Genomic DNA, 13,361 nt, shown 5'->3' with positions numbered 1-13,361 from the left:
GGGATCGGCGTATTACAGGTGGGACATTGGAAATCCGGCAAAGGTCGGTCAGAGGTTCTCGTAGCGATTCATGTCCAGCACGCCCTCTTCCACCGGGTCGGTTTCGTGGACGTAGCTGCTCAGGTCGTGGAAGTAGAACCAGAACTGCGGATGGCTGCGGCGAATCCCCCAGCGGTCGACGATTTTCTCGAAGCGGCTGGCGTCCTTGGCGTTTTCCATTGCTGCGACAAATGCCGGCACTTGCGCCGCCGGCACGTTGAACATGAAGTTCGGGTAGCTGCTGAGCACCCCCGGATAGATCGTCAAGGTGTCCAGCCCCGGTTGAAAACGCAGGGATTCGCCGAGCAGGAATGCGACGTTGCTGTGTGCGCGGTTGCGCAGCAGGCTGTAGATCTCACGTTTGCCGCTGGCAGTTTCGACGCGCAGCATGGTCGCTTCCGGCAACTGATCGATCACCCGCAAACCCGCTGCCGGACGTGAAGTCAGCTGGCTCAAGGCCTGCTCGGCGTTCTGCAACGCCGGGTCGATATTTGGCCGCGAGCAGTAAGCGCCGGCGCAACGGTTGATCGGATCGGGGCGCGCATTGAGGTCGCCGTACCGGGCGAGCAATTGCTCGGCGAAGTCGCGTTTCGGGTCTTTTTCATCGAGTTTGAGCGCCGTCGGCTTGTCGTCATCGATGGTTTCGTAATCCAGCCACATCTTGAATTTGCCGCTGTTCTGGTACCAATCATCGAGGTAATCCTCGCGCGAATCGGCCGGCATCAGGCGCAGGAAGTTCTGTTCGGCGCCGTTGCGGATCAGGTCGAAATACAGCCGCGTCTGCGCTTGGTGCGAGACGTTGCCGAACACATCGAAATTGACCGCCAACTGATAATAGGTGCGCTCCAGCAGCGGATAGTCGAACAGCCACATTGTTTGCGGCACTTCGCCGATCAGGCCTTTGTTCACCGAAGCACTGTCGAAGTGGCGAAAAATGCTCAGCAGCGCGTTGTCGTTTCCGGCCCACAACGTCGACCAGCTCGGCGCTGGCGCATCGGCGTAACTGTCGCGGCGCAAAGCTTCGTATTCGTTGCGCTTGTCGCGGTAGTTGTGCCACAGGCTGAGGACGCTGCCGACATCGTCGTTCTGCCCCGGCATCGCCAACAGCGGCGTGGCTTGGCCGCGATAGTTCGGGTCGGTGATGTACAGATCGTGCTCGGGCGCCTGGAACAGCGCCCAGAAGTTATCGCGAATCACATCCGTGGCGATCTGCCCACGGCACACCGGCCCGCGAATAAAGGTGCGGACAAAGTATTCGGCGTTATCCAGCATGAACTGATAACGCGCCTGCGCCGGGATCGCTTCGAACGTGGTGAACGGATTGGCGCGCCCCTCGGGGCCATAGCCCGGCAAGGCATTGACCTGCCAATTGCCGCTGTAGAACAGGCTTTTGACCCGGGCCATTTTCGCCGCGCTCAGCGGATAGGTGATGTGGGTTTTCTGCACAATCACGCCTTGCACCGGCCACAAACGGTAATAAATGCGCGTCCCCGGGTCATCGTTAGGCCGGCGCGTATTGATCAGGTCGATCGGCTGACCGCTCGGCGTGCGCGAGCGCACCCACTGGAAAAAATGCCCCGGCTCGCCGTCCTTGAAATAGATGTGCGCAAGAAACCAGTGCTCGAACAACCAGCGCCCGACCAGACTTTCCCGCGCGCCAGGCGCATTCAACAGGTTTTCCCATTGCAGCACTTGCAGCGCTTCCTGGGCGCTCGGCACCAGGCCTTGCTGATCAATCGGCGCGCCGGACACGAGCCAGCGCTGCAGCGTCTGATATTGCTGATCGGTCAGGCCGGTGACCGCCAGCGGCATGCCTTCTTTCGGGTGAGCGCCAGCGTAACCGTCAAACTCCGCCGGCATCGCGCAGACGTTTTCGCGATTAAGGCCCAGCGCAATCCCCTCCGGCAGTTTGGCGTTGGGCGTCAGCGCGGTTGTGTGCCCGAGTTCGAGCATCCGCGCCATCAACGCGGCTTGGCTGCCCTGCGCATCCAGCACCGAATAGAAGCCTTTCTGCTGCCACGCGCGTTTGCCGAAAGCGTCGTAAAACAGCCGCGTTGGCGGCGCCGCGATGCTGCGCTCACCGTCGTACACCGGGGTTTTGCTGGCGCCACGCAACGCGCCTTCGCCGCTGCCCAAGTTCAGCTGACACGCCGAGTCGTAGCACGCATGGCAGGCCACGCACTTTTCGGTGAAGATCGGCTGAATGTCGCGGGTGTAGGAGATATCCGAAGAACCAGCAGGATCCTGCGCAGTGGCGCCCAAACTGATAAACAGCAGCAACATGCTGATGACGACGCGATACGGCATGTCTCTGGTCCCGAAGATGAAAAATCGCCGCGATTCTACCGTTTTGCCACTACCGCCAACATGAGCGATATTCATGCAAAACCCGGACATGCTCTAAAACCGCACAGGTTTGCTATTATCCCGGCCCTTCGTCATGGTCTTTCCGAGTAGTCCCAATGTCCGATCGCAGTGTTCGCCTTCAAGCTCTCAAGCAAGCCCTCAAAGAGCGCATCCTGATTCTCGACGGCGGCATGGGCACGATGATCCAGAGCTATAAGCTTGAGGAACAGGATTACCGTGGCAAACGCTTCGCCGACTGGCCGAGCGATGTCAAAGGCAACAACGACTTGTTGGTGCTGACCCGCCCGGACGTGATCGGCTCAATCGAAAAAGCCTACCTGGATGCCGGCGCCGACATCCTCGAAACCAACACCTTCAACGCCACCCAGGTGTCCCTCGCCGACTACGGCATGCAGGGCCTGGCTTACGAGCTGAACGTAGAAGGCGCGCGTCTGGCGCGCAAGGTCTGCGATGCCAAGACCCTCGAAACCCCAAACAAGCCGCGTTTCGTCGCCGGCGTGATCGGGCCGACCAGCCGTACTTGCTCGCTGTCTCCGGACGTCAACAACCCCGGCTACCGCAACGTCACCTTCGATGAACTGGTGGAAAACTACACCGAGGCCACCAAAGGCCTGATCGAGGGCGGCGCCGACCTGATCCTGATCGAAACCATCTTCGACACCTTGAACGCCAAAGCGGCGATTTTCGCCGTGCAAGGTGTGTTCGAAGAGTTGGGCATCGAATTGCCGATCATGATTTCCGGGACCATCACCGACGCTTCCGGCCGGACCTTGTCGGGCCAGACCACCGAAGCGTTCTGGAACTCGGTGGCGCATGCCAAGCCGATTTCCGTCGGCCTCAACTGCGCGCTCGGCGCCAGTGAGTTGCGTCCGTACCTCGAAGAACTGTCGAACAAGGCCAACACCCACGTTTCCGCGCACCCGAACGCTGGCCTGCCGAACGAATTCGGCGAGTACGACGAGTTGCCGGCAGAAACCGCCAAGGTCATCGAAGAATTCGCCCAAAGCGGTTTCCTGAATATTGTCGGCGGTTGCTGCGGCACCACGCCGGGCCACATCGAAGCCATCGCCAACGCCGTTGCCGGTTACGCGCCACGGGTGATTCCGGACATTCCCAAGGCCTGTCGCCTGTCGGGTCTGGAACCGTTCACGATTGATCGCAACTCGTTGTTCATCAACGTCGGCGAACGCACCAACATCACCGGTTCGGCGAAATTCGCCCGCCTGATCCGTGAAGACAACTACACCGAAGCGCTGGAAGTCGCCCTGCAGCAGGTCGAGGCCGGCGCTCAGGTGATCGACATCAACATGGACGAAGGCATGCTCGATTCGAAGAAGGCGATGGTCACCTTCCTCAATCTGATTGCCGGCGAACCGGATATTTCGCGCGTGCCGATCATGATCGACTCGTCGAAATGGGAAGTGATCGAAGCCGGCCTCAAGTGCATTCAGGGCAAGGGCATCGTCAACTCGATCAGCATGAAAGAAGGCGTTGAGCAGTTCATTCATCACGCCAAACTGTGCAAGCGTTACGGCGCGGCGGTGGTGGTAATGGCCTTCGACGAAGCCGGCCAGGCCGACACCGAAGCGCGCAAGAAAGAAATCTGCAAACGCTCCTACGACATTCTGGTCAACGAAGTCGGCTTCCCGCCGGAAGACATTATTTTCGACCCGAACATCTTCGCGATCGCCACCGGCATCGAAGAACACAACAACTACGCCGTCGACTTTATCAATGCGTGCGCCTACATCCGCGACGAGCTGCCGTACGCGCTGACCTCTGGCGGCGTGTCCAACGTGTCGTTCTCGTTCCGTGGCAACAACCCGGTGCGCGAGGCGATTCACTCGGTGTTCCTGCTGTACGCGATCCGCAATGGCCTGACGATGGGCATCGTCAACGCCGGCCAACTGGAGATCTACGACCAGATCCCGGCCGAGCTGCGTGACGCCGTCGAAGACGTAGTGCTCAACCGCACCGCCGAGGGCACCGACGCCCTCCTCGCCATCGCCGACAAGTACAAGGGCGACGGCAGCGTCAAGGAAGCCGAGACCGAAGAGTGGCGCGGCTGGGAAGTCAACAAGCGTCTGGAGCATGCGCTGGTCAAAGGCATTACCACGCACATCGTCGAAGACACCGAAGAATCGCGTCAGTCGTTCAGCCGCCCGATCGAAGTCATCGAAGGCCCGCTGATGTCGGGCATGAACATCGTCGGCGACCTGTTTGGCGCCGGCAAAATGTTCCTGCCGCAAGTGGTGAAATCCGCCCGCGTGATGAAGCAGGCCGTGGCGCATTTGATCCCGTTCATCGAACTTGAAAAGGGTGACAAACCGGAAGCCAAGGGCAAAATCCTTATGGCCACGGTCAAGGGCGACGTGCACGACATCGGCAAGAACATTGTCGGCGTGGTCCTCGGTTGCAACGGCTACGACATCGTCGACCTCGGCGTGATGGTCCCGGCCGAGAAAATCCTGCAAGTGGCCAAGGAGCAGAAGTGCGACATCATCGGTTTGTCCGGCCTGATCACGCCTTCGCTGGATGAAATGGTCCACGTGGCGCGCGAGATGCAGCGCCAGGACTTCCACTTGCCGCTGATGATCGGTGGCGCGACCACCTCGAAAGCGCACACGGCGGTGAAGATCGAACCGAAGTACAGCAACGACGCGGTGATCTACGTCACCGACGCCTCGCGCGCAGTGGGCGTGGCCACGCAGTTGCTGTCCAAGGAACTGAAACCGGCGTTTATCGAGAAGACGCGCCTGGAATACATCGAAGTCCGCGAGCGCACCGCCAACCGCAGCGCACGCACCGAACGCCTGAGCTACCCGGCGGCAATCGCCAAGAAACCGCAGTTTGACTGGAGCACTTACGCGCCGGTGAAACCGACGTTTACCGGGGCCAAGGTGCTCGACAATATCGATTTGAAAGTGCTGGCCGAGTACATCGACTGGACGCCGTTCTTCATCTCCTGGGACCTGGCGGGCAAGTTTCCGCGCATTCTCGAAGATGAAGTAGTCGGCGAAGCGGCGACGGCGCTGTACGCCGATGCCAAGGAAATGCTCGCCAAGTTGATCGACGAGAAGCTGATCAGCGCCCGTGCAGTGTTCGGTTTCTGGCCGGCGAATCAGGTGCGCGACGACGACATCGAGCTGTACGGCGATGACGGAAGGCCCTTGGCCAAACTGCATCACTTGCGCCAGCAAATCATCAAGACCGACGGCAAACCGAATTTCTCCCTCGCCGATTTTGTCGCGCCGAAGGACAGCGAGATTACCGACTACGTCGGTGGTTTCATTACCACCGCCGGGATCGGCGCGGAAGAAGTGGCCAAGGCGTATCAGGACGCCGGCGACGATTACAACTCGATCATGGTCAAAGCCTTGGCCGACCGCTTGGCCGAAGCCTGCGCCGAGTGGTTGCACCAGCAAGTGCGTAAAGATTATTGGGGTTACGCCAAGGACGAGACGCTGGACAACGACGCGCTGATCAAAGAGCAATACAGCGGCATCCGCCCTGCCCCCGGCTACCCTGCCTGCCCGGATCACACCGAGAAAGGCACGTTGTTTGCGTTGCTCGACCCTGAGGCCAGCGAAATGCAGGCCGGGCGCAGCGGCGTGTTCCTCACCGAACATTACGCGATGTTCCCGGCGGCAGCGGTCAGCGGCTGGTACTTCGCGCACCCGCAGGCGCAGTATTTTGCGGTGGGCAAGATCGACAAGGATCAGGTGCAGAGCTACACCTCGCGCAAAGGTCAGGATTTGAGCGTGACCGAACGCTGGCTGGCGCCGAATCTGGGTTACGACAACTGAGTTTCGGCTGATCGCACACCCTGTGGGAGCGAGCTTGCCCGCGATGGCGTTCTGTCAGTTGACATGATTGTTGCTGACCGATCGCTTTCGCGGGCAAGCCTCGCTCCTACAGGGAGTTGTGGCGTTCACGGATAGTGCGCGCTGCATTGTCTATGCTTGCCTGACACACATTCGTGACGAGGGATTTATGGACGATCCAGTCGACAACAAGCCGCCGACCTTATGGCAGATGCTGCACAGCGTGGTGGCGGCGGCGTTCGGGGTGCAGAGCGGAAAGAATCGCGCCCGCGACTTCACTCACGGCAAGCCGAGTCATTTCGTGATTCTGGGGATTTTGTTCACGGCAGTTTTTGCGCTGTCACTGTTCGGCATCGTCAAACTGGTCCTGCTGCTGGCCGGGATCTGATCCTCCCCTTTAGCGCCCCCACGTACCTTGTAGCAGCTGGCGCAGCCTGCGTCCGGCTGCGCAGCAGTCGTAAAACTTGCCAATGCGGTCTTCTGAAACACCGCAGCGCATGATTTAGCGACTGCTGCGCAGCCGAACGCAGGCTGCGCCAGCTGCTACAGGGGACGTGCGCGGGAACGCGCGCGGTTCATGGGTATGCGCGGGAGCGTGCGCGGTTCATCGGGGTTATTGGTGACTCACCCAGAACACCGCCGTACCCACGACCAGGATGATCAGGAACAAAATCGCCCAGGCATCAACGGAACTGTCGCTTTTCCTTGCTTTGGTTGGGTTGCTCATTGCATCGCCTCTTGTCGGTTTTATCGGTGATTGCATAAAGACTCGACCACAGTAAAGACGACGATTGCCCTCACCACAACTAAGGGCTTTTCAATAACGCTTCGCGTTAGGCCTTTTGGTTCTTTACATATACTCAAACATCACTTTTGCGCATAACTGCAAACTGGTATCTTGCCCCGGCTCCGTAGGGAGTGCGCGGCCGTGCGCGCAGAATTGCCGAGGCAGTATCGGAAACTTCAGCAAGCGAAAAACGCCACTGGATCCGACCGGCCCAAGCCTGAGAACAGGACTTATATGTACGTATACGACGAGTACGATCAGCGGATCATCGAGGACCGCGTCAAGCAGTTCCGTGATCAGACCCGACGCTATCTGGCAGGCGAGCTGAGCGAAGAAGAATTCCGCCCCCTGCGCCTGCAAAATGGCCTTTACATCCAGCGTTTTGCGCCGATGTTGCGGGTGGCGGTGCCTTACGGCCAACTGACCTCGCGCCAGACGCGAATGATGGCCAAGATTGCCCGCGACTTCGACAAGGGCTACGCCCACATCAGTACCCGGCAGAACGTGCAGTTCAACTGGCCGGCGCTGGAAGACATCCCGGACATCCTCGCTGAACTGGCCACCGTGCAGATGCACGCGATCCAGACCAGCGGCAACTGCCTGCGCAACGTCACCACCGACCAGTTCGCCGGTGTCGCCGCCGACGAGTTGATCGACCCGCGTCCGTGGTGCGAAATCGTCCGCCAGTGGACGACGTTCCACCCGGAATTCGCCTACCTGCCGCGCAAATTCAAGATCGCCATCAACGGCTCGACCTCTGACCGCGCTGCCATCGAAGTGCACGACATTGGCCTTGAGCCGGTGCACAACGCTGCGGGCGAACTGGGTTTCCGCGTGCTGGTCGGTGGCGGCCTCGGCCGTACGCCGGTGGTTGGCGCGTTCATCAATGAATTCCTGCCGTGGCAGGACTTGCTGAGCTACCTCGACGCCATTCTGCGGGTCTACAACCGCTACGGCCGTCGCGACAACAAGTACAAGGCGCGGATCAAGATCCTCGTCAAAGCGCTGACCCCAGAAGTGTTCGCGCAAAAAGTAGACGCTGAAATGGAACACCTGCGCGGTGGCCAGACCACGTTGACCGATGCCGAAGTGCATCGCGTCGCCAAGCATTTCGTTGATCCCGAGTACAAGGCGCTGGACAACCAGGTCGCTGAACTGGCTGCGCTCGACAAGGAACACCCAGGTTTCGCTCGCTGGCGCACCCGCAACACCCTGGCGCACAAGAAGCCGGGCTATGTTGCCGTGACCCTGTCGCTGAAACCGACCGGCGTTGCGCCGGGCGACATCACCGACAAGCAGCTCGATGCCGTTGCCGACCTCGCCGAGCGTTACAGCTTCGGCCAACTGCGCACCTCGCACGAACAGAACATCATTCTCGCCGACGTTGAACAGACGCAGTTGTTCACCCTGTGGGGCGAGTTGCGCGAGCAAGGTTTCGCCACGCCGAACATCGGCCTGCTGACCGACATCATCTGCTGCCCGGGCGGTGATTTCTGCTCGCTGGCCAACGCCAAGTCGATCCCGATTGCCGAATCGATCCAGCGCCGCTTCGACGACCTCGACTATTTGTTCGACGTCGGCGAACTGGACCTGAACATTTCCGGTTGCATGAACGCCTGCGGGCACCACCACGTCGGCCACATCGGCATCCTCGGGGTGGACAAGAAAGGTGAGGAGTTCTACCAGGTTTCCCTCGGCGGCAGCGGCAGTCGCAACGCCAGCCTGGGCAAAATCCTCGGCCCGTCTTTCGCCCAGGAAGCCATGCCTGATGTGATCGAAAAACTGATCGACGTGTACATCGAACAACGTCACGAAGATGAGCGTTTCATCGACACCTATCAGCGCATTGGCATCGACCTCTTCAAGGAGCGCGTCTATGCAGCGAATCATTAAGAACAACGAAGTCGTCGACGAAACCTGGCACCTGCTGCCCAAGGATTTCAACATCGACGAAATCAGCAACTGCGACGACTACATCGTGCCGCTGGCGCTGTGGCGCGAACACGGGCGCATGCTGCTGGCCCGCGACGGTGGTTTGGGTGTGTGGCTGGACGCCGATGAAGAAGCCGAGGAAATCGGTGATGACGTCGACAAGTTCAAGGTGATTGCCTTGAACTTCCCGGCGTTCACCGATGGCCGCAACTACTCCAACGCCCGTCTGCTGCGTGACCGTTATGGTTTCAAAGGCGAGTTGCGCGCAATTGGCGATGTACTGCGCGATCAGTTGTTCTACATGCACCGTTGCGGGTTTGACGCCTTTGCGATTCGTGCCGACAAAGATCCGTATGAAGCGCTTGAAGGGCTCAAGGATTTCTCGGTGACGTATCAGGCTGCGACCGACGAGCCGCTGCCCCTGTTCCGTCGACGCTAAGGCGTTTTCGCAGCAGCAAAACCTTGAGCCATGGCCGCGACGCCGGGCTCAAGGTTTTTTTTCGTCTGTTTTATTGTCCTAGCCGCTGCGCCGCATGGAGCATCATCGCCCTCGCCTCCAGATGTTCGAAACTGGCGAATGGGTCATCGGCGTTGCTGGCCGCCCACTCGATATCCTCGAATATCTGCTGGCGCAGCGCCGGCAATTGCGCCACGGCATCGACCAATTGCCACACGCGCTGTTGCAGCGACGGGTAATGCACCCGGAAGTCAGCGCTGCGCTGCACCGCATCCAGCGCACCAAAAAATCGCTCGCTGCCCTCTACTGCGGCCAGCTGTTGCCAGTGTTCAAGGTGCGCGCTGGCCTGCGCGGCGGGCAGAGCGTCGAGCCACACATGGGGCTGAGCGAAGTCGGGCGACGGCGGCGCCATCCAGACATTGATCCCGGTTGCCTGGCGATGACGGCTGATCCAGCTCAGGCTGTCCTCGTCGTTCATCGGGTTACCGGTCAGCAACAGCTGGTGAGTACCCACCGACTGCGTGCGCACGGCGGCGGGTATGCGGTCGATCCGGTTGTCACGCAGGTCCAGCAGTTGCAGATACGGATGATCCAGCACGCCCACCGGGCAAAATTCGATACCGGTGTCACGCAAGTTGAGGCTGCGCAATGCCGGCAAATGCAACACCAGCGGCGGGCGCTCAAGCGGGTTGGCGCTCATGTCCAGCGTCGTCAGTTGCGACAACCCGCTGAGCCCGCCAGCATCCTCCTCCGACAGCCGCAGGCCGGTATCACTGAGGTTCAAGGACGTCAGTTCCGGCATTTGCCGGATCGCTGCCGGCAAGCGGCCGACCCACATGTTTTCGACGTTCGGCACACGCAAGTCAGTGCCCGTCAGGTTCAACACGCGCAATCTGGGGAATGTCTGCAGAAACGGCGACAGGCTTTCAGGCCGGCTCAGCGTGACATAGGGCATGGAGAGCTCCACCACCTCGTTGAGCGTCACGTTCAGCACCGGCAACTTGTGGAAATATTCCAGATCCAGATTGAGTCGAAAACCGATGAATTGCCCATCGCTGTAGAGATGGTTGGAAGCCACGCTGCGCCGCTGCCATAACCCCGCCAGTTGATTGGCCAAGCTCTTTCTGCTGTCGCGCTCGACGCGAATGGCATCGGCGATGCGCGCAAGATTTTCCGCTTCCAGCGTCGGCGGGTCCATGCCTGCAGCGTCAAGGTCATCAGCGTCCAGCAGGTCGAACTGCATGTCGACGACGTCACTTTCCACTTCATTGACCCACGCCCGCAGGTCTGTGCGCAGTTGCTGGATTTGCTGGTTGAGGAACACCAGATAGCGCTGCGCGTTTTCGCCCCACTGGGCCAGACGCGCCTCAAGTTGCGCATCTGTCATCGAGGGATACAGTTCCTTGAGCTGCAGTTTCTGGAACGTCAGGGTAAAGCTTTCGGCCTGCGGCGTATGCGGATAGCCGCCGCCGCGCAGGCCCTCGCTGTTGAATGGCAGGCCCGAATCCAGGCGTTGCAGGCCGATCTCCAGTTCAGTGCGCGCCAGCGGTGTGGCGCGGATTTGGCCACGCAAATCGGCCACGCCGTGTTCCGCGCGCAGACCGAGCGCCAGGCGTTGTGACGGCGACAGGGCGTCCAGCACAGCTTGGTAAAAATCCACCGCCGGCCCACCTTCACGGCCCTGGTAAGCTTCACCGAGCTTGATCAATTGCCGCGTATACGGCGCGCCACGCGGGCCAATACTGTCCAGCACCGGGCCAACTGCCGATGATTCACAAACCACAATACGTGTGCCGGGCAGCCAGCCCGCAAGCCGTTCGAGTGAATGCAAGGCGAGTACATCGCTGTCGGCGTTGATTACCGAACTCAGGTGCAAGCCCTCATACGCGCGCGCCAGACGTACATGCGCCGTGTAACCCGCCGCTTTGCCACTCAGCTCACTGAGCACGCGTTTGGCCTCGGCCAGGGTATGCGGCGCGGCGATATCGATGCCTGAACGGTCGAGCATTTGTTCGATGGCGCTTTTCGGCAAGTCCGGATACTGCGACTGAAACAGCTTCACCCACTCATGGTCCGAGTGCTGCGACGCGGCATAACGCTGGTTGAACTGCCCGACACGCGCACGCTGGGCTTGCAACGCCTCGACAGAATTGGCCGGCAAGGCATCGATGGCTTGCTGCAGTTGCTGATCCAGACCAAAACGATTAAGGGTGTCCGCCACAATCGGCGGCGGCGGATGCCCGGCGTCCATCCGCGCGAGCAGGTTGGCATCGAGCCCACAGACTTGGTCGATGTTTAGCAGCGTTTCGTCGCTGAACTGTGCAGTTTCAGCAACGAGCCGGCGCAACTGGACGATGCGTGATTGCGCGGTGTCCAGCGCGGTCACGGCGTCGCTGACGGCATGATCGATGACCAGCGGCACTTCGGCGGCGACTGATGGCAATGCTGCCGCCACTGCTTGCTCTTCTGTTTTCATCAGCGCGCCGGCATGGATCGCCGGCAGGGCGTTGAGCAAACCGAACAGCGTGCGCCCGACACCGGACCAACGCGCACCAGTGGTCTTGCCTTCAATCGCCTCGTCGACACCGTAACCGGCGTCGATCAGCCCGGCCAACGCCAGCAAACCCTCGCCGCCCGGCACCAACAATGCCAACGGGGCGAAGCGGTTGACCCATTGCAGGATCGGCTCGACCACCGCGCTCAAGTCGTCGCGATTGACCTGCGCGTCCGTGCGAATTGTCTGAACGCTCGCCTCGGCCGCTCGTTTCATCACCCGTACCCACTGCGCAAAAGGATCCTGCGCGCGGCTCGCGACCTCGGTCGACAAGTAGTCTTCGGGCGGCCAATAGCCGTCGTTATTGAAAAAGCCGTGGGCCTTTTTCAGTTGATAGTGCCTGGGATAAATCGCCATCGCGTCCAGCGCTGTCAGCACACCGGCATGGAAGGTTCCGTCCTGCTGGTCGTCGTCGGCAAAGTGCGCGGCCAGCGCCTGTTTGCTGGCCTCTTGCCGGGCGATGCCGACCACCCAGTCACACATGGCTTTATGGTTGGCAAACTCGTGGAATGGCGCCGCGTTGCCTGGCACGTAGAGCAATATCTGGCCGCTGGCGCGATCGGTGAAACAGGCGATGTCGTCGCTGGTGTAGCGATAAATCACCAGCCAGGCTGCTTGCACCGACGACGGCACGTGCGTGGCCGCCTGCAATTGTTCAATCGAAAGTTGCGCCCAGGTCTGTCGGGCGTCCAGCCCTGCGGCGCGCAAGGCCAGTGCCAAACCGGCATCGCTGAGGCTGTTTTCCTGATGCTGCAAATAAGCCGCCATCACGTAAGCCAGCTTCACCGAAGTGCGCAACGGATAGGCGCTGGCCCCCAGCAGGGTTTGCTCGTCTGGCCAGGTACTGGCGACGTACGCGGCGTACAGTTCCTGAAAATCCAATGTCCACACCCATTGCTTGAATGCGGCCGGTTGCAGCGCCAACTGCGTTGTTGGCCCATAGACCTGCGCAGTGGTCTGCCGGTAGATGCCTTCATAGTCACGGTAGCCGCCACCGGGATTGCTCGACTCGTCGATATCGACGATGCGTACCTGCGGCCCGATCGCGGGCGGTGTGTACAAGCCAAAAGCAGTCTCGCCGAAACGCCCGGCGCCCACCGTCTGATAATTTCGCAACAGCACTTGCGCCAGGCTCTGCGAGGTTCGCGCCCTGCCCTGGTGAATATCGCCCTGCGGCGGATGGGCGTAAAAATCGTAATTGAGGTCCACCAGAATCGCGTTGCGCGTGGAAGCGCCCCAGCGCTGTTCGATCAACTGAGCGGCGTACTGCATCGGAGTCATCGGCAACCCATGGTCCAGCAGGCTCGCGAGTTCCTGGCGACGCCGATTTGTCGCAAGCAGGCTGCTCAACGGGGTGCTCAACGGAGTGGTTGGCAAGTGTTGCGGTGCAATTAAGTTCAT

6 protein-coding genes are annotated in these 13,361 nt (G+C 60.3%); 4 read left to right on the top strand and 2 right to left on the bottom strand.

The genetic code is table 11. The annotated features are described in order from the left end of the window. Nucleotides 1–48: 48 nt before the first annotated feature. Nucleotides 49–2,346: a fatty acid cis/trans isomerase gene (locus FBY12_RS02965; RefSeq protein WP_145251000.1), complete on the bottom strand. Its 2,298-nt coding sequence runs from the start codon at nt 2,344–2,346 to the stop codon at nt 49–51. A gap of 155 nt (nt 2,347–2,501) precedes the next feature. Here FBY12_RS02965 and metH point away from each other — a divergent pair, with 155 nt between their 5' ends. The 4 genes from metH (at nt 2,502) to FBY12_RS02945 (ending at nt 9,388) form a co-directional block, all read left to right on the top strand. Then, nucleotides 2,502–6,212, top strand: a complete 3,711-nt coding sequence (metH, locus tag FBY12_RS02960; RefSeq protein WP_145250996.1) for a methionine synthase — start codon at nt 2,502–2,504, stop codon at nt 6,210–6,212. A 187-nt stretch (nt 6,213–6,399) separates the two neighbouring features. Beyond that, the gene (locus tag FBY12_RS02955) at nt 6,400–6,618 is read left to right on the top strand and encodes a DUF2970 domain-containing protein (RefSeq protein WP_101209707.1); all 219 of its coding nucleotides are present in this window, start codon (nt 6,400–6,402) and stop codon (nt 6,616–6,618) included. Between the two features lie 633 nt (nt 6,619–7,251). Continuing rightward, on the top strand, nt 7,252–8,910 hold the full coding sequence (locus FBY12_RS02950; RefSeq protein ID WP_145250994.1) for a nitrite/sulfite reductase: 1,659 nt from the start codon (nt 7,252–7,254) through the stop codon (nt 8,908–8,910). Then, entirely contained in the window at nt 8,894–9,388 is a 495-nt protein-coding gene (locus FBY12_RS02945) for a DUF934 domain-containing protein (RefSeq protein WP_145250991.1), read from the top strand. Before FBY12_RS02950 ends, FBY12_RS02945 begins: the two co-directional genes overlap by 17 nt. Before the next feature lie 70 nt (nt 9,389–9,458). Here the strand turns inward: FBY12_RS02945 and FBY12_RS02940 are convergent, their stop codons facing one another. Beyond that, nucleotides 9,459–13,361: a dermonecrotic toxin domain-containing protein gene (locus tag FBY12_RS02940; RefSeq protein WP_145250987.1), complete on the bottom strand. Its 3,903-nt coding sequence runs from the start codon at nt 13,359–13,361 to the stop codon at nt 9,459–9,461.

This window comes from Pseudomonas sp. SJZ131 (assembly GCF_007828705.1).
Taxonomy (GTDB): domain Bacteria; phylum Pseudomonadota; class Gammaproteobacteria; order Pseudomonadales; family Pseudomonadaceae; genus Aquipseudomonas; species Aquipseudomonas prosekii.
This window is presented reverse-complemented; position numbering and strand designations above follow the sequence as displayed.

Coding starts and splice junctions, on each gene's coding strand:
- FBY12_RS02965 (WP_145251000.1), bottom strand. CDS start 2,346: ATGCCGTATCGCGTCGTCATCAGCATGTTGCTGCTGTTTATCAGTTTG.
- metH (WP_145250996.1), top strand. CDS start 2,502: ATGTCCGATCGCAGTGTTCGCCTTCAAGCTCTCAAGCAAGCCCTCAAA.
- FBY12_RS02955 (WP_101209707.1), top strand. CDS start 6,400: ATGGACGATCCAGTCGACAACAAGCCGCCGACCTTATGGCAGATGCTG.
- FBY12_RS02950 (WP_145250994.1), top strand. CDS start 7,252: ATGTACGTATACGACGAGTACGATCAGCGGATCATCGAGGACCGCGTC.
- FBY12_RS02945 (WP_145250991.1), top strand. CDS start 8,894: ATGCAGCGAATCATTAAGAACAACGAAGTCGTCGACGAAACCTGGCAC.
- FBY12_RS02940 (WP_145250987.1), bottom strand. CDS start 13,361: ATGAACTTAATTGCACCGCAACACTTGCCAACCACTCCGTTGAGCACC.